The organism is Stenotrophomonas sp. S39 (genome assembly GCF_016624665.1).
GTDB lineage: Bacteria > Pseudomonadota > Gammaproteobacteria > Xanthomonadales > Xanthomonadaceae > Stenotrophomonas.
In genome coordinates, this window is the sequence record NZ_JACVTT010000060.1 from 1 (window position 1) to 16177 (window position 16177).

A 16177-nucleotide genomic window follows, 5' to 3' on the forward strand; every position below is an offset into this window, starting at 1 on the left:
GCCGCATGGATGCGGCGACCGAGCTTACATGGACGTACTTGCAGCGTCCCCTGCCCGGCCTACCCACCCTGCCAACCTCATGACCCGCTCTCCGCGACCCAGCCCCCCGCCACGAGGGGCTCAGCCGTTCGCCGCAATCACAGTTCCGAACGGATCCGCTCGCGCAGCGCCTGCAGGTCCTTGGCGAATGCATCGATACCCGTCGCCAGCTTCTCGGTCGCCATCGGGTCCGCCGCCAGATCCGCCGCGAACTTCGCCGCGTCGATCGGGGTCACGGCCACGCCGTCGGCCGCACCGGCCACCAGCTTGCGCGGCAGCTCGCCGTGGTCGGCGTCCAGCTTCTCCAGCAGGTCCGGCGAAATCGTCAGGCGGTCGCAGCCGGCCAGCGCTTCGATCTGCGCGGTCGAACGGAACGAGGCGCCCATCACCACCGTCGGCGAACCGCGGCGCTTGAATTCGGCATACACGCCGCGCACGAACTTCACGCCCGGGTCTTCGTCGATGTTGGCCGGGGCCTGGCCGTTGGCCACGTACCAGTCCAGGATGCGGCCGACGAACGGCGAGATCAGGAACGCGCCGGCTTCGCTGCAGGCCAAGGCCTGGGTCGGGTTGAAGATCAGGGTCAGGTTGCAGTCGATGCCTTCGGCCTGCAGGATGCGCGCGGCTTCCACACCTTCCCAGGTCGCGGCGATCTTGATCAGGATCTTCTCGCGCGGCACGCCGGCATCGGCGTACATCTGGATGAACTGGCGGGCCTTGGCCACGGTGGCGGCGGTGTCGTGGGCCTGGTCGGCATCCACTTCGGTGGACACGCGGCCCGGCACCAGGGTGCTCAGCAGCGCGCCGACGCCGATGGTCAGGCGGTCGGCCACAGCGTGCACCACCGCCTCGCGGTCGCCATCCTGCTGGCGGCCCCAGGCCAGTTCGCGTTCGATCAGCTCGGCATAGACCGGCAGGTCCAGCGCCTTCTTCACCAGGGTCGGGTTGGTGGTGCAATCCACCGGCTGCAGGCGCTTGATCGCGTCGTAGTCACCGGTATCGGCGACAACCACCGACAGTTCGCGCAGCTGGGACAGTTTGGACGGGGTACTCATTACGGCTCCTGGTGCAGGGAAATCGAATCGCGCGCGATGCGCAGCGGTAATCAGGGACGGTCGTTGTGGACCGCAGTCACGCGCAGGCGCAGCTTGCGGCCGCCGGGCGCGTTCCAATCGATGCTCTGGCCGATCGCCAGGCCAAGCAGGGCGCTGCCGACCGGGGCCAGCACGGACACCTTGCCTTCATCGACGTTGGCTTCGCGGGGGAAGACCAGGGTCAGGACATGCGTCTCGCCCGACACTTCATCTTCGCACTCCACGCGCGAATGCATCATGACGATGCCTTCGGGAATCTGGTCCGGCGCCAGCACGGTGGCCCGGTTGAGTTCTTCGGCAAGCGCGAGCGCGGCAGGCGTCTGGCTCAGCGCAGGCGAATCAAGCATGGCCTCGAGGCGGTCCATGTCGAAGGTCGACACAGTAATGGACGGCGGCAGGCCGCTGGCGGTGTTCATGGTGGTGCTCCTTGATTGAAAGCCATGCAAAAGGCGGCACCACCTGGCGCCGCCTGACTGTATTGTGGGGACAAATGCGGCCGGAATCGACTCCCGCCGCAGCGGCGGGCCGGTTCTCCCGGCTCAGCCGTTCAGCAGCGGGCCCGACACGTTCGGCGCTTCGCCGGCGGGCACGCCCTCGGTATCCAGGGTGAACAGGGCCTGCGGCAGGCGCTTGAACTGATCGGCCAGCTCCAGCAGGAAGCCATGCATGGCCGAGCTGCGCCGCCAGACCATGGCGATGCGCCGGCTTGGGCGGCCTTCGCCGGTGAAGTCGAGCAGGCGGATGTTGTTCGAGCGCGGCACCGGTGGCTGCACCGACAGGCTCGGCAGCAGGGTAATGCCCACGTCGGCAGCGACCATCTGCCGCAGTGTTTCCAGGCTGGTGGCGCGGAATTCGGATTTCTCGTTGGCACCGAACAGGCGGCACACTTCCAGCGCCTGGTCACGCAGGCAATGGCCGTCTTCCAGCAGCAGCAGCTTCTGCGTGGCCAGCTCCTGCACGTCCAGGTGCTCGCGGCGGGCCAGCGGGTGGCGGCCGGAGACGGCCAGCAGGAAGGGTTCCTCGAACAGGAACTCGGCATGCAGCTGATCGTCGATGACCGGCAACGCCAGCAGCGCAGCGTCCAGCTTGCCCTCGCGCAGGCGTTCCAGCAGCACGTCGCTCTTTTCCTCGACCAGCAGCAGTTCCAGCTCGGGGAAGCGGTCGCGGATGCGCGGGATCACATGCGGCAGCAGGTACGGGCCCAGGGTCGGGAAGATCCCCAGGCGCACCGTACCGGCTTCCGGATCGCGGCTGCGTCGCGCCGCTTCCTTCAGTTGTTCCACTTCGGACACGATCACCCGAGCACGCATCGCCGCTTCCTGCCCGGCGGGGGTCAGCATCACCTTGCGTGGTGCGCGTTCCACCAGCGGCACGCCCAGCTCTTCTTCCAGCTTGCGGATCTGGGTGGACAGCGTGGGCTGGCTGACGAAACAGGACGCGGCGGCCCGGCCGAAGTGCTTGTGATCGGCCAGGGCCACCAGGTATTTCAGATCGCGAAGGTTCATCCTCAGACCCCAGGGGTAACGGACCGGCTTACCCAGCAGGCAATGGTGCCCCCGATGACCTGGGAACGCGTGATCAGGCCGCCTCGGCCACTGCGCCGCTGCCCTTGGTCACGGACGAACGGATCAGGTGGTCGAAGGCGCTCAGTGCCGCGGTGGAACCGGCGCCCATGGCGATGATGATCTGCTTGTAGGGTACCGTGGTGCAATCGCCTGCGGCGAACACGCCCGGCAGGTTGGTCTGCCCGCGGTCATCAATGACGATCTCGCCACGCGGCGACAGTGCCACGGTGTCCTTCAGCCACTCGGTGTTGGGCAGCAGGCCGATCTGCACGAAGATGCCTTCCAGTTCCACCCGGTGCGCGTCGCCACCGACGCGATCCTTGTAGACCAGGCCGGTGACGCGGCTGCCATCGCCGAGCACTTCGGTGGTCTGCGCGCTGGTCAGCACGGTCACGTTGCCCAGGCTGCGCAGCTTCTTCTGCAGCACTTCATCGGCGCGCAGGCTGGAATCGAACTCCAGCAAGGTGACATGCGACACGATGCCGGCAAGGTCGATGGCCGCTTCCACGCCGGAGTTGCCGCCGCCGATCACCGCCACGCGCTTGCCCTTGAACAGCGGGCCATCGCAGTGCGGGCAGTAGGCCACGCCCTTGTTGCGGTACTGGTCTTCGCCCGGCACGTTCATCTGCCGCCAGCGTGCGCCGGTGGACAGGATGACCGAGCGCGACTTCAGCACCGCACCGTTTTCCAGCTGCACCTGCACCAGGCCGTCTTCGCCGGCCGGCACCAGTGCGCTGGCGCGCTGCAGGTCCATGATGTCCACCTCGTACTCGCGCACGTGCTGCTCCAGCGCGGTGGCCAGCTTCGGGCCCTCGGTTTCCTTCACCGAGATGAAGTTCTCGATGGCCATGGTGTCCAGCACCTGGCCACCGAAACGCTCGGCGGCGATGCCGGTGCGGATGCCCTTGCGCGCGGCGTAGATTGCGGCCGCAGCGCCGGCCGGGCCACCGCCGACCACCAGCACGTCGAAGGCGTCCTTGGCGGCGATCTTCTCCGCTTCGCGCTTGCCGGCGTTGGTGTCCAGCTTGGCCACGATCTGCTCGAGGGTCATGCGGCCCTGGTCGAACACTTCACCGTTGAGGTACACGGTGGGCACGGACATGATCTCGCGCTTCTCCACTTCATCCTGGAACAGTGCGCCGTCGATGGCCACGTGCTGGATGCGCGGGTTGAGCACGGCGGCCAGGTTCAGCGCCTGCACCACGTCGGGGCAGTTCTGGCACGACAGCGAGAAGTAGGTTTCGAAACGGTAGTCGCCTTCCAGGTTCTGCACCTGCTCGATCAGCTCGGCGGTGGCCTTGGAGGGGTGGCCGCCCACCTGCAGCAGGGCCAGCACCAGCGAGGTGAACTCGTGGCCCATCGGCAGGCCGGCGAAGGTCAGGTGGATGTCCTGGCCCGGGGTGCCCAGGTCGAAGGACGGCACGCGGCCCTGGCCGTCGCGCAGGACCTGCAGCGAGATCTTGTCCGACAGGCTTTCCAGGGTCTGCAGCAGTTCCAGCATTTCCTGCGACTTGGCACCGTCATCGGCGTGCGCGGTGATCTGGATCGGGCGGGTCACGCGCTCCAGATAGGTCTTCAGCTGCGACTGCAGGTTGGCGTCCAACATGGTCTTCTCCTGGCTTCAGGCAAACAGGGGGCGTGGCACCGCTGCAAAAGGTAGCGGACCAGCGAGGGGGTAGGGGTGAACCCAAGGCAGCAGAGACAGCTGTGGAAGGGGCTGGCGAGCGGCGGCTTGCTTGCTCGGCTGTCTTGGGTTCACCCCCACGCCGGCGGGGGACCGGCACGGGGATGAGGGGCGCGCCGCGGCGTGGGGCCGCGGCAGGCCGGTACCGCTTTAGATCTTGCCGACCAGGTCCAGCGACGGGGTCAGGGTCTTCTCGCCTTCCTTCCACTTGGCCGGGCAGACCTGGTTCGGGTTGGCGGCGGTGAACTGGGCAGCCTTCAGCTTGCGCAGGGTCTCGGACACGTCACGGGCGATCTCGTTGGAGTGGATCTCCAGGGTCTTTATCACGCCTTCCGGGTTGATGATGAAGGTGCCGCGCAGGGCCAGGCCTTCTTCCTCAATGTGCACGCCGAAGGCGCGGGTCAGCTTGTGGGTCGGGTCGCCGACCAGCGGGAACTGGGCCTTGCCGACGGCCGGGGAGGTTTCGTGCCACACCTTGTGCGAGAAGTGCGTGTCGGTGGTGACGATGTAGACCTCGGCACCGGCCTTCTTGAACTCCGCGTAGTGCTCGGCGGCGTCTTCGATCTCGGTCGGGCAGTTGAAGGTGAAGGCGGCCGGCATGAAGATCAGGACGGACCACTGGCCCTTCAGGCTGGCATCGGAAACCTTGATGAACTCGCCGTTGTGGTAGGCGTTGGCTTCGAACGGCTGGATCTGGGTATTGATGAGGGACATCGTTTTTCCTCTGGGTGAAGGGGAGTGGGTGAATCGACAGGAGCTAGGTTACCGATTCATTGTCGATAAGAACAATGCATTGATTTCATCTATTCGATAGATGGAGTCTATTGAATTGCGATGAGCCTGCCATGAATCTCGCCGCCACCATCCTGCAAGTCGTTGTATGACAAGGAAAATCGCTGCGGGCCGTGAAGATGGCCCGATAGCCCCTCCTTATCCCGCCCCATCTAACCTGAATGGATTCCCGCTTTTGTAGAGCCGAGCCCATGCTCGGCTGCCTTTGGAACAGCCGAGCACGGGCTCGGCTCTACAATTGCCGGATGTCCATTCAACCCGAACCCTCCCTGCGCCAGGCCGTGGCCGACGCCAGCGCCCGCCTGGGTGGCATCGATGCCCGTCACGAGGCCGAACTGCTGCTGCTGCACGTGCTGCAGCGACCGCGCAGCTGGCTGTTCGCGCACGCCACCGATCCGCTGCCCGCCAGCGATCTGGCCGCCTTCGAAACCCTGCTGGCGCGCCGCGTCGCTGGTGAGCCGGTGGCCTATCTGACCGGCCGCCGCGGCTTCTGGACGCTGGACCTGGACGTCGACCCCTCCACCCTGATTCCACGCCCGGAAACCGAGCTGCTGGTGGAACTGGCGCTGGAGCGCCTGCCGCTGGAGCGCGACCTGCAGGTGGCCGACCTCGGCACCGGCAGCGGCGCGATCGCCCTGGCCCTGGCCAGCGAACGCCCACAGGCCCAGGTATTGGCCACCGATGCCAGCGCGGGCGCCTTGGCAATGGCCGCGCGCAATGCCGACCGCCATGAACTGGGCAACGTCCGCTTCGCCGAAGGCGGGCACGACTGGTACGCGCCGCTGCAGGGCCAGCGCTTTGACCTGATTGCCAGCAACCCGCCGTACATCGCCAGCGATGACCCGCACCTGCAGCAGGGCGACCTGCGTTTCGAGCCGGCCACCGCGCTGGCTTCGGGCGCCGATGGGCTGGATGACATCCGCCGCATCGTCGCCGGGGGGCAGGCCCACCTGCTGCCCGGTGGCTGGCTGCTGATCGAGCACGGCTGGGACCAGGGCGAAGCGATCCGCGCGCTGTTCGAACTGGCCGGCTACGTGCAGGTACAGACCGCACGGGACCTGGAGCAGCGCGACCGCATCACCCTGGGCCAGCGCCCGGCCTAGAATGGAGGTTCTCCTGCCTCGGCAGGGCATCACCCTGGAGCTGCAAGCATGCGTACGCTGTATCCCGCCATCACCCCCTACGACGTCGGCACCCTGCAGGTGGACGACCGCCACACGCTGTACTTCGAACAGTGCGGCAACCCGGACGGCAAGCCGGTGGTGATGCTGCACGGTGGCCCGGGTGGCGGCTGCAGCGACAAGATGCGCCAGTTCCACGACCCGTCCAAGTACCGCATCATCCTGTTCGACCAGCGCGGCGCAGGCCGTTCCACCCCGCACGCGGACCTGGTCGACAACACCACCTGGGATCTGGTGGCCGACATCGAAAAACTGCGCGAGCACCTGAAAGTGGACCGCTGGCAGGTGTTCGGCGGCAGCTGGGGTTCGACCCTGGCCCTGGCCTATGCCGAAACGCATCCGCAGCGCGTGACCGAGCTGGTCCTGCGCGGCATCTTCATGCTGCGCCGCTGGGAACTGGAATGGTTCTACCAGGAAGGCGCCAACCGCCTGTTCCCGGATGCGTGGGAGCACTACCTGAAGCCGATCCCGGCCGTGGAGCGCCACGACCTGATCTCGGCCTTCCACCGCCGCCTGACCAGCGAAGACGAAACCACGCGCCTGGAAGCGGCCAAGGCCTGGGCGGTGTGGGAAGGCGCGACCAGCTTCCTGCACGTGGATGACGACTTCATCAACAGTCACGAAGACCCGCACTTCGCGCTGGCCTTCGCCCGCATCGAGAACCACTACTTCGTCAACGGTGGCTTCTTCGAAGTGGAAGACCAGCTGCTGCGCGACGCGCACCGCATTGCCGACATCCCCGGCGTGATCGTGCATGGCCGCTACGACGTGGTCTGCCCGCTGGCCAATGCCTGGGACCTGACCAAGGCCTGGCCGAAGGCGAAGCTGGAAATCACCCCGGCCTCGGGCCACTCGGCGTTCGAAGCAGAAAACGTGGACGCGCTGGTGCGCGCCACCGACAGCTTCGCCTGATGCCCACGGGGTCGGATCCCTTTCCCACGGAAAGGGCTCTGACCCCGGTTCGACCGCGTATCCGAACCCCATCCACGCATGGCGTGGATCTACCAGTCTCCGGCCAGCAGCGCGTCGGCCAGCACCTGCAGCTTCGGCGAATGCTGCCGCGACGGCGGATAGATCAGCGACAAGGCGCGGCTGCGGCCCTCATACGGCTGCAGCACGTGCTGCAGGCGGCCGTCGGCCAACGCATCGGCCACGGCGAAATCCATCACCTGCACGATGCCGATGCCGGCGATGGCCGCTTCCACCAGCGGGTCGCCGCTGTCGAACACCATCCGCGTGGCCGGCGTGAAATCGCGCAGGTGGCCCTCCTGCAGGAACTGCCAGTCAACCACGCGCCCGCTGCGCAGGTTGCGCACCGCCAGGCAGGCATGGTCATGCAGCGCGGCGATGTCGGCCGGCGTGCCACAGCGGGCCAGATAGGCCGGGCTGGCCACGGTCACCCAGCGCAGCGGCCGCAACGGCCGCGCCACGATGCGCTGGTCGGCGATGACGCCGGTGCGCAGCGCTGCATCGAAGCCTTCCTCGACCAGGTCGACCAGGCGGTCACTGAGCACGGCCTCCAACTGCAGCTGCGGATGCTGCTGCAGCAACGGCCCCAGCAGCGGCACCAGCACCTTGCGCCCGAACATCGACGGCGCACTGATCTTCAGCGTGCCCGACGGCGTGCACGGGCGATCGGCCAGCTGGCGCTCGGCATCCTCGAAGCCGCACAGCAGCGGCGCCACCTGGTCGACGAACTGGCGGCCATCCGGGGTCAGGGCCACGTTGCGGGTGTTCCGCTGCAGCAGCTTCACCCCCAGCGTGGCCTCCAGCCGGCTGATCGCGCGCGACAGCCCGGACTGGCTCAGCCCCAGCTGCCCTGCGGCCACGGTGAAGCTGCGTGCCTCGGCCACCTGCACCAGCATGCGCACGGCATTGAGGTCCAATGACGATCCATTCATGCCGAAAATCATGACAGATATAGGCGCGCGGGGGTTTATTGATGGCGCCGCATCAATGAGACTGCGCTCCCCCACCGATCCACCGCCGCCGATGCCCCCACTCAAGTACCCGCGCTGGGCGCTGACCCTGCTGGCCACCGCCCAGCTGATCATCGCCCTGGACGCCACCATCATCTTCGTCGCCCTGCATGACATGGGCCGCGCGCTGCAGATCAATGCGCAGCAGCTGCAGTGGGTGGTCAGCGCCTACACCGTGGCCTTCGGCGGCAGCCTGCTGCTGGGCGGCCGCGCCGCCGACCTGATCGGCCGCCGCCGCTTCTACCGGCTGGGCATGCTGCTGTTCGCACTGGCCTCGCTGCTGGGCGCGCTGGCGCCGAACGCCACCCTGCTGATCATCGCGCGCGCGGCGCAGGGCATCGGCGCCGCACTGCTGTTCCCGGCCACGCTGGCCCTGATCAACACGCTGTATGCCGAAGGCCCCGTACGCAACCGCGCGCTGGCGATCTGGAGCATGGCCAGCGCCGTCGGCCTGGCGCTGGGCACCCTGCTCGGTGGCGTGCTGACCCAGGCGTTCGGCTGGCCGGCCGTGCTGGCGGTGATCGTGCCGCTGGCCACCGCCTGCGCCGTTGCCGCCGGTGCATGGCTGCCTGCCGATGGCCCGCGCGCGCAGGGTCGCTCGTTCGACCTGGCCGGCTGCATCACCGTCACCCTCGGCGGCAGCCTGCTGGTGACTACCCTGGTGCAGGGACCGGAGTGGGGCTGGACCGCGCCGGCCACGCTGGGGTGCCTGCTGCTCTCGGCGCTGCTGCTGGTGGCGTTCGTGCAGATCGAACAGCGCAGCCGCGACCCGCTGATGCAGTTTGCGCTGCTGCGCCTGCCCGGCCTGCGTGCCGCGCTCGGCCTCACCTTCGCCTTCATGAGCAGCTATGGCGTGCAGTACTACTTCATGGCGCTGTATTTCCAGGACGGCTACGGTTGGAGCCCGCTGCAGGCCGGCCTGGCGTTCCTGCCGGCCACCGCGGTGTGCACCGTGGGCATCCAGCTGGCCGAGTGGGCGCTGAAGCGCTGGAGCGCACGCAAGGTGCTGGTGCTCGGCCAGCTGGCCGGTGCCATCGGCATCGCCTGGGTGGCGGCAACCCTGCCGTACGCCGCGAACTTCTGGCCGCTGTTGCCGGGCGTGGTAGTGCTGAGCATCGGCCAGGGCATGACCTGGACATCGATGTGGATCGTGGCCGGGCAGGGCGTGCCGGCCGCGCAGCAGGGCGTGGCCTCGGGCATGGCCGCCACCGCGCAGCAGATCGGGGGTGCGCTGGGCCTGGCGATGCTGGTGATGGTGGCCAATGCCGGCGCTGGTGCTCCGGGTTCGCCCAGCGCGCTGGCCGGGCTGGTGCGTGCCGAGTACGGCGCCGCGCTGTTCGCCCTGTTCGGCGTGATCATCGCGCTGGGCCTGCGCCCGGCAGCGGTAGACTGCGGTTCCCTCGATGGCCAGGCCAACAACGCATGATCGAACTGCTGGACCTGCAACAGACCCTGCACGCGTTCGCCGCCTGCAACGACAACCATGGCGTGTACGAGTCCTTCGGCTGGGTGCATGCCACCGACGGTGACCTGCTGCAGGCACGCTTCTGGTTGCCACCCGACGAGGAAACCGCCTTCGACGATGACAGGAGGTGCCGGCCGATGCGCGCGCGCTGGGGCTGTCGACCTACCTCGAACCGGCGACCTTCGCCGACGTGCTTGAGGTGCAGAAGCGGCAGCGTCCCCTGTCCAGCCTGGCCGAGTACGCGCAGGCGCTGGTTCATTACCACGAGTACGATGCGTTCCAGGAAGTGGAAGGCATCGACGAGGCGCTGGGTGAGGCGACCGCTGCAGATCGGGCGGCGGCGCGTGATGCCGGCGTTGGCGCAGGCATCTTTGCTTCGTTCGATCTACAGCTGCTGGCCTGCGCGGACGATCAGCTGAAGGCGACCGCACAGCGTGTGGCCCACCTGCACGAGGTACCAGTGGGTGAGGCGCTGGCACGCTGCCGAGCGTTGCCGCTGTTGCTGGGGCAAGCCCTGGATCGCAACCGCGCGCAGGCCATCAAGGATCAGTTCGAAGCCATCGGCGCGACGGTGCAGGTGCAGGGCTTCAAGGCGTTCGCGTGGATGGACGCGCCTACCCTGCGGTAGCGCCGGGCCATGCCCGGCGGCATTACGTTGCGCCGCCGCGATGCGGCTCGCCGGGCATGGCCCGGCGCTACCGGGCTTCGGTCGCGTGGATGACGGTCACCCCGGCAGTAGATCCACGCCATGCGTGGATGACGGTCACCCCGCCGCCAGCAACCCTGGCTGCAACGCGCTGAAAATCCGCGCCAGGCGCTCGGCCCAGGCCTGCTGCCCGGCCACATCGGCAATCAGGTCCTGGCGGATCTCCAGTTCCACATGCACCAAGCCACGGCCTTCGCCATGCACCGGCACCGCGTAGTCGCTGGTGCTGCTGACCGAATACGGTTCGTTGTCGCCCACCACCAGGTCGCCCTCATCGCGCAGTGCCTGCAGCAGCGCCTGGGCGAAGCGGGTGTCCTGGTGGTACAGCACGCCGGCGTGCCACGGCCGCGGCGTGCCGTTCATTGCCGGGGTGAAGCTGTGCATCATCACCAGCAGGGTGGGACGGCCGCCATCGCGGCGCGCGTCCAGTTCGGCATCGATGCGCGCGTGGTAGGGCGCATGGATGGCGTCGATGCGCTGCTGCCGCTGTGCCGCCGAGAGCCCTGCGTTGCCCGGCACCACGGTGTGGTCACTCACTTCAGGGATCAGCGTGGGCGAGGCCAGCGGCCGGTTGCAGTCGATCAGCAGCCGCGAATAGGTCTGTTCGATCGCCCAGGCATCCAGCAGCCCAGCCAGCGCGCGGGTGGTGCCGGCGATGCCGATGTCCCAGCCAATGTGGCGGTCCAGTTCTACCTGCGGCAGGCCCAGGCCGTTCAATGCGCGCGGCACCTGCTGGCCGGCATGGTCGGCCAGCAGCAGGAACGGTGATGCGCCCTGCGCGCGGTGGATCGTGTAGATCGCAGGATCGTCGGCGCCCAGCAGGGCCGGCACTGCATGCAGGCCGGCGTCAGCCACGCGGGCGTCCATCCAGGTGGTGCTCGATCATCCACAGGCCGGCCCAGAGCTTGGCGTCCAGTGCGTAGCCTTCGCCCATCTTCTGCACCAGCCAGGCGGCAGCCTGTGCACGCGGAATCTCATGCACGGTGATGTCTTCGCTGTCATCGCCGCCGCCTTCGCCGATGCGGCGCAGGCCAGTGGCGCGGACGAAGGCGATCTGCTCGCTGCTGGCGCCGGAAGATGTCGGGCCGATCATCAGCACTTCGGCGTGCTCGGCGGTCCAGCCGGTTTCTTCTTCCAGCTCGCGTACGGCCGAGACCTCGATGGACTCGCCCGCGTTGATGTCACCGACCAGGCCGGCCGGCATCTCGATGGTCGCCGACTGCAGCGGCACGCGGAACTGCTCGACGAACAGCACGTTGTCCTCGGGGGTGACGGCGATGATGATCGCCGCCAGGCCGCCGGCATGGGTGCGTTCGCTGTATTCCCAGCTGCCGCGCACGACCATGCGCTGGTACTTGCCTTCGTAGACGACGCGCGGGGCTTCGGTGTTTCTCTGGCTCATGCGGGCTCGCTGGAGGAGGGAAGGGGAGTGTTTGGGCCGGCCGCAGTGGCCGAACCGGGATCGTTCGCGCCGGCGGCGCTGAACAGGCGGCGGCGCGTCAGCGGGCCGAAACGCAGCGCCTGGCACAGGCCGCCCAGCAGTTCGGGGTCGGCCGGCTGGCGCAGCAGGCCGGGCTGGCTGCCTTCCAGCGGCGCATCCAGCGCAATGGTGGTCAGCTGCCGCCAGAGCTGGGCGTGATCGCGCTGCTCGCGCAGGCGCACGGCCATCTGTGCGGCACCGCGCAGGCGCAGGAAGGGCACTTCGTCCAGGCGTTCGTACAGCGCGTCCATGCTGCCGAAATGGGCCAGCAGTACCGCGGCCGATTTGGCGCCGACGCCGCTGACGCCGGGAATGTTGTCCACCGCATCGCCACACAGCGCCAGGTAATCGGCGATCTGGTGCGCGTGCACGCCGTGCCGCGCCTTCACCCCGGCCACGTCCCAGCGCTGGTTGCGTGCGTAGTCCCACTGTTCGTCGTGGTCCAGCAGCAGCTGCGACAGGTCCTTGTCGGCGGAAATGATCAGCCCGCGATGGCTGTGCCGGTGCTGGTGCAGGGCACTGCCGATCAGGTCGTCGGCCTCGTAGTCATGGTGCGCCAGCACCACCAGGCCCAGCGCCGCGCACAGCGCCTTGCAGTGCACGAACTGGCGCTTCAGCGCTTCCGGCGCCGGGTCGCGGTTGGCCTTGTAGGCCGCGTACAGGCGGTGGCGGAAACCGCTGTCCAGCGCCTCGTCGAAGGCGATGGCGATGTGCCGGGGGCGCTCGCGCTCGAGCAGGTCCAGCAGGAAGCGGGCGAACCCGTGCACGGCATTGGTCGGCCAGCCCTGGTTGTCCTGGAACTCGTCCGGCAGCGAATGCCAGGCGCGGAACACATAGATGCTGGCATCCACCAGGTACAGCGGCGGCGGCAGCGGTACGGCATTCACGGCGCTCACTGGCCGGTCCAGTCCTGCAGCAGGGCCGCGGCATCGGGGCGCTCGCGCTCGGGTACCTCGGCCTTCGGCGTACCGATATGGATGAAGCCAGCGATGCCTTCACCCTCGGCCAGGCCCAGGTGGGCATGCACGGCGGGGTCGAAGGCCATCCACGCGGTCAGCCACTGCGCGCCGAAGCCCAGCGCCTGGGCAGCCTGCAGCAGGGCGAAGCAGACGCAGCCGGCGGTCATCAGCTGTTCCTCCCCGGGCACCTTCGGGGCCGGGCGCGGGCTGGCCACCACCACGATCACCAGGGGGGCGTGGCTGAAGCGCTGGCGGTCCTTCTCCAGGACCGCCTCGCCGGCCTGCGGATCGCGCTGGCGGCTGCGTTCGACCAGGAAGTCACCCAGTGCGTGGCGGGCATCGCCGGCAATTTTCAGGAAGCGGAACGGGACGCGTTTGCCGTGGTCGGGCACGCGGACGGCCGACTGCAGCATGCGCAGCAGGGTGGCCGGGTCCGGGCCGGGCTCGCCCAGCTGCCGCGAGGGCACCGAACGGCGGGCGTCGAGGGCGAGCAGGGCAGCGGGGTCGGGCATGGAGTCTGAACCGGTCATCACGGGCTGAAGATTATAGTCGGGGCGGTTGGTGACGCTGTCTGCGTCGCGTTTGCCCTCTGAATATCAAACTGTGATGAACGTCATGCCACTGCCGGGCAACCGGCGAGCGCTTCCCCTCGCCTCGCAGGCCCCGCACGGCTTAGGATATCCGTCTTGCCGGGCCGCCGGTCGTGAGGTTTGAAGTGAGGACTGTTTCACTGTCCGTGACGGGCTGGCCGGCCTACCATCGACGTACCGGTACATGGGGTGTACCGGCCGTCGCGATGTCCATGATGTCTGTCGTACCAGAGAAGGTGGGGAGCCTTCCCGAATGATGAGCGCGCCCACTCCGATGGGATCGCCGGGTCGTGACCCGGCCCAGCTCCAGCTTGCACGGGACGCTGTCCTGCCCGCACTGTGCCAGGCCTTCGGCGCGGCGCTGGCGCGGTTTGACGACGCCCTGTTCGACCGTGCCGGCAATGCCGGCGCGTCGCAGTTGCTGTTCCTGGACGCCATGCGTGAACTGCGTCGGCGCCGGGACGAGATCACGGCGGCCTTTGCCGCCCACCTGGACCAGGCCTGGGCCGCGTTGGCCGCCGGCGATCCGCTGTCCGCCGAAGCCACCCTGTCCGGCCCGGCCGAGGAAGGCCTGAGCCTGATTCCTGAACATGTGCTGGAGTCGCGGCTGGCGGTGCGCAACTTCGCCACCGTGCTGCTGCGCGATTTCAAGCCGGTGCTGGCCCGCCTGGAGCGCCGCCTGGGCTGGCTGGCCGGCGGCATCGAGCTGGACGCCGATCTCGATCCGGTCAGCCCCGAGCATCTGGGCGTGGCCATCCACCAGGCGTTCGCCGGGTGCGAGCTGGCCCCGGAAGTACACCTGGTGCTGATCAAGCTGTGCGAGCGCGACATGCGCGCGACGGTGGGTCGCATCTACGAGAAGCTGGACGAGCAGTTGGCTGCAGCCGGTGTGATGCCGCAGATGGGCGCCCCGCGGCGGCCGCTGTCGGCAGCCCCGGCACAGCAGGCCCCGCACGGGATGGACGATCTGGTCGAACAGCGCCAGGCGCCGGGCTTCGACACCGATTTCAGCGATGAGGAGCAGGCCGCACCGGCCTGGGCGCAGCGGTTCGCCGCGCGCTGGTCCGAGCGCCGTGGCCACATGCAGCAGCACCTGGCCGGCGAAGACGGAATGCCTGGCGGTGCGCCCGGCGGTTCCGGCGAAGCCTATTCCGGCCAGCAGGGCATGCTGCTGGAAGCACTGCACGAACTGCTGCAGCAGACCCGGCATGTCCGCGAGGATGCGACGTCGGCCGCGCAGGTGGCCGTGGGCCAGCACCGCCCGCTCAGCCAGCGCGAGATGATGTCGGTGCTGTCGCTGCTGCAGGCCACGCCCAGCGCGACCCTGCGCGCGGCCATCGGCGAGGACGGTGAATCGCTGGCGCAGCGGCTGAAGAGCGAAGTGCTGTCCAACGCCACCCGCCTCGGCGTGGACCCCGGCCAGACCCGGTTGGACCCGCAGGACGAGGATGCGATCGACCTGGTCGGCATGCTGTTCGACGTGATGCTGGACGAACGCGAACTGGAAGGCCGCTCGCGCGAGCTGATCGGCCGCCTGGTGGTGCCCTTCGTCAAGGTCGCCATGCTCGACCGCCGCATGTTCGTGCAGAAGACCCATCCGGCCCGCAAGCTGCTCAATTCGCTGGCCGAGGCCTGCGAAGGCAACACCGGCGAAAGCCAGGCCGAGCGCATGCTGATGGCCAAGGTCGAGGAAATCATCGAGCGCCTGGTCGCCGAGTTCAACGAGAACCTGGCGATCTTCCTGACCCTGGAAGAAGAATTCCGCGATTTCCTGCTGCAGCATCGCCGCCGCGTGGAAATCGCCGAGCGCCGCGCCGCCGAAACGCAGCGCGGCCAGGAAAAACTGGAAATGGCCCGCAACCGTGCCGGCGCCGAACTGGACCGCCGCATCGGCGATGCCACACTGCCGCCGGCCATCGCCGGGTTCCTGCGCCAGCCGTGGCAGCACCACCTGACCCTGGCGCTGCTGCGCGAGGGCGAGGACGGGGCGTCCGTGGCCGAGGCGCTGAGCCTGGGCGACGGCCTGCTGGAGGAAGTGGCCGAGGCGCGCCGGCACATCGTCGGCAAGCCGTGGCTGCAGGCCTGGCAGCCGGTGCTGGCCAAGGTGTTTGCCAGTGTCGGCGTGCACGGTGATGCGGCCTCGGCCGCCATCGATGCGCTGCACGGCACCCTGCAGGGCATCGCCGAATCGCGCCCGGAACTGCAGCGCGCGCTGCCGGAACTGCCGCAGGTCGCGCTGCCGACCGCACCGGTGCGCGAAGCCAGCGCGGTGGAACTGGCCGGGCAGGTCGAGACCGATGATTTCGACAATGCCGACGCCGACCGCTTCCGCCGCATGGAAATCGGCAACTGGCTGGACTTCGTCGACAAGGACGGCAAGGTCCAGGCCGGCAAGCTGTCCTGGATCAGCCCGATCTCCTCGCGCCTGCTGTTCGTCAACCGTCGTGGCGTGCGCTTCTGCGTGGCGTCGCCGGAAGAACTGGCGGTAATGGTGCGGCTGGGCCGCCTGCGCGCCCACGTCGACGATGGCGCCTTCGACAGCGCCATGCAGGGCGTGATCGACCGCCTGGACCCGGGTAACGCCACCCTGCACTGAGGGGTGGCTGCCTGCTAGGATCGGGAAAACTCACCGATCAGCGGGGA

At 68.3% G+C, this 16177-nt stretch carries 15 protein-coding genes; 5 read left to right on the top strand and 10 right to left on the bottom strand.

Translation table 11 applies throughout. The features are described 5' to 3' along the window. Nucleotides 1–137 precede the first annotated feature (137 nt). The 5 genes from IAE41_RS15035 to ahpC all read right to left on the bottom strand — a co-directional run bounded on the left by IAE41_RS15035 (nt 138) and on the right by ahpC (nt 5096). Nucleotides 138–1094, bottom strand: coding sequence for a transaldolase (locus IAE41_RS15035; protein ID WP_200733659.1), 957 nt, complete (start codon nt 1092–1094; stop codon nt 138–140). A gap of 50 nt (nt 1095–1144) precedes the next feature. Next, entirely contained in the window at nt 1145–1549 is a 405-nt protein-coding gene (gene rnk / locus IAE41_RS15040) for a nucleoside diphosphate kinase regulator (protein WP_079220704.1), read from the bottom strand. 123 nt (nt 1550–1672) lie between these two features. After that, complete coding sequence (locus IAE41_RS15045) at nt 1673–2638, bottom strand: LysR substrate-binding domain-containing protein (RefSeq protein WP_200733660.1); 966 nt, start codon at nt 2636–2638, stop codon at nt 1673–1675. Between the two features lie 73 nt (nt 2639–2711). Next, nucleotides 2712–4304, bottom strand: a complete 1593-nt coding sequence (gene ahpF, locus IAE41_RS15050) for an alkyl hydroperoxide reductase subunit F (protein WP_079220706.1) — start codon at nt 4302–4304, stop codon at nt 2712–2714. A 228-nt stretch (nt 4305–4532) separates the two neighbouring features. After that, on the bottom strand, nt 4533–5096 hold the full coding sequence (gene ahpC / locus IAE41_RS15055) for an alkyl hydroperoxide reductase subunit C (RefSeq protein WP_079220707.1): 564 nt from the start codon (nt 5094–5096) through the stop codon (nt 4533–4535). A gap of 323 nt (nt 5097–5419) precedes the next feature. On the opposite strand from ahpC, the gene prmC reads away from it, so the two are divergent. Together prmC and pip are read left to right on the top strand one after the other, a co-directional pair. Beyond that, a complete protein-coding gene (gene prmC, locus IAE41_RS15060) occupies nt 5420–6277 on the top strand; it encodes a peptide chain release factor N(5)-glutamine methyltransferase (protein ID WP_200733661.1) in 858 nt (285 codons plus the stop codon). 48 nt (nt 6278–6325) lie between these two features. After that, nucleotides 6326–7267, top strand: a complete 942-nt coding sequence (gene pip, locus IAE41_RS15065; RefSeq protein ID WP_200733662.1) for a prolyl aminopeptidase — start codon at nt 6326–6328, stop codon at nt 7265–7267. A gap of 89 nt (nt 7268–7356) precedes the next feature. Here pip and IAE41_RS15070 read toward each other — a convergent pair whose 3' ends face one another. Next, on the bottom strand, nt 7357–8256 hold the full coding sequence (locus tag IAE41_RS15070) for a LysR family transcriptional regulator (RefSeq protein ID WP_234458599.1): 900 nt from the start codon (nt 8254–8256) through the stop codon (nt 7357–7359). A gap of 91 nt (nt 8257–8347) precedes the next feature. Between IAE41_RS15070 and IAE41_RS15075 the strand changes: the two genes are divergently transcribed. Then, the gene (locus IAE41_RS15075) at nt 8348–9760 is read left to right on the top strand and encodes an MFS transporter (RefSeq protein WP_200733673.1); all 1413 of its coding nucleotides are present in this window, start codon (nt 8348–8350) and stop codon (nt 9758–9760) included. A 166-nt stretch (nt 9761–9926) separates the two neighbouring features. Beyond that, nucleotides 9927–10427: a hypothetical protein gene (locus IAE41_RS15080; protein WP_234458600.1), complete on the top strand. Its 501-nt coding sequence runs from the start codon at nt 9927–9929 to the stop codon at nt 10425–10427. 135 nt (nt 10428–10562) lie between these two features. Here the strand turns inward: IAE41_RS15080 and IAE41_RS15085 are convergent, their stop codons facing one another. From IAE41_RS15085 to IAE41_RS15100, 4 genes are read right to left on the bottom strand one after another with little or no spacing between them, the layout of a single operon-like run. Next, nucleotides 10563–11360 (bottom strand): N-formylglutamate amidohydrolase, encoded by a 798-nt coding sequence (locus IAE41_RS15085; RefSeq protein WP_200733663.1) that lies wholly within the window; start codon nt 11358–11360, stop codon nt 10563–10565. Beyond that, nucleotides 11353–11907, bottom strand: a complete 555-nt coding sequence (locus IAE41_RS15090; protein WP_079220713.1) for an NUDIX hydrolase — start codon at nt 11905–11907, stop codon at nt 11353–11355. The genes IAE41_RS15085 and IAE41_RS15090 overlap by 8 nt, the downstream gene beginning before the upstream one ends. After that, entirely contained in the window at nt 11904–12893 is a 990-nt protein-coding gene (locus IAE41_RS15095; RefSeq protein WP_200733674.1) for a 5'-3' exonuclease H3TH domain-containing protein, read from the bottom strand. The genes IAE41_RS15090 and IAE41_RS15095 overlap by 4 nt, the downstream gene beginning before the upstream one ends. Beyond that, nucleotides 12878–13456 (bottom strand): nitroreductase, encoded by a 579-nt coding sequence (locus IAE41_RS15100; RefSeq protein WP_200733664.1) that lies wholly within the window; start codon nt 13454–13456, stop codon nt 12878–12880. Before IAE41_RS15100 ends, IAE41_RS15095 begins: the two co-directional genes overlap by 16 nt. A gap of 331 nt (nt 13457–13787) precedes the next feature. Here IAE41_RS15100 and IAE41_RS15105 point away from each other — a divergent pair, with 331 nt between their 5' ends. Further along, nucleotides 13788–16130 (top strand): DUF1631 domain-containing protein, encoded by a 2343-nt coding sequence (locus tag IAE41_RS15105; RefSeq protein ID WP_200733665.1) that lies wholly within the window; start codon nt 13788–13790, stop codon nt 16128–16130. Nucleotides 16131–16177 lie beyond the last annotated feature (47 nt).

Coding starts and splice junctions, on each gene's coding strand:
- rnk (WP_079220704.1), bottom strand. CDS start 1,549: ATGAACACCGCCAGCGGCCTGCCGCCGTCCATTACTGTGTCGACCTTC.
- IAE41_RS15045 (WP_200733660.1), bottom strand. CDS start 2,638: ATGAACCTTCGCGATCTGAAATACCTGGTGGCCCTGGCCGATCACAAG.
- ahpF (WP_079220706.1), bottom strand. CDS start 4,304: ATGTTGGACGCCAACCTGCAGTCGCAGCTGAAGACCTATCTGGAGCGC.
- IAE41_RS15100 (WP_200733664.1), bottom strand. CDS start 13,456: ATGCCCGACCCCGCTGCCCTGCTCGCCCTCGACGCCCGCCGTTCGGTG.
- IAE41_RS15070 (WP_234458599.1), bottom strand. CDS start 8,256: ATGAATGGATCGTCATTGGACCTCAATGCCGTGCGCATGCTGGTGCAG.
- IAE41_RS15105 (WP_200733665.1), top strand. CDS start 13,788: ATGATGAGCGCGCCCACTCCGATGGGATCGCCGGGTCGTGACCCGGCC.
- IAE41_RS15075 (WP_200733673.1), top strand. CDS start 8,348: ATGCCCCCACTCAAGTACCCGCGCTGGGCGCTGACCCTGCTGGCCACC.
- IAE41_RS15035 (WP_200733659.1), bottom strand. CDS start 1,094: ATGAGTACCCCGTCCAAACTGTCCCAGCTGCGCGAACTGTCGGTGGTT.
- ahpC (WP_079220707.1), bottom strand. CDS start 5,096: ATGTCCCTCATCAATACCCAGATCCAGCCGTTCGAAGCCAACGCCTAC.
- IAE41_RS15090 (WP_079220713.1), bottom strand. CDS start 11,907: ATGAGCCAGAGAAACACCGAAGCCCCGCGCGTCGTCTACGAAGGCAAG.
- pip (WP_200733662.1), top strand. CDS start 6,326: ATGCGTACGCTGTATCCCGCCATCACCCCCTACGACGTCGGCACCCTG.
- prmC (WP_200733661.1), top strand. CDS start 5,420: ATGTCCATTCAACCCGAACCCTCCCTGCGCCAGGCCGTGGCCGACGCC.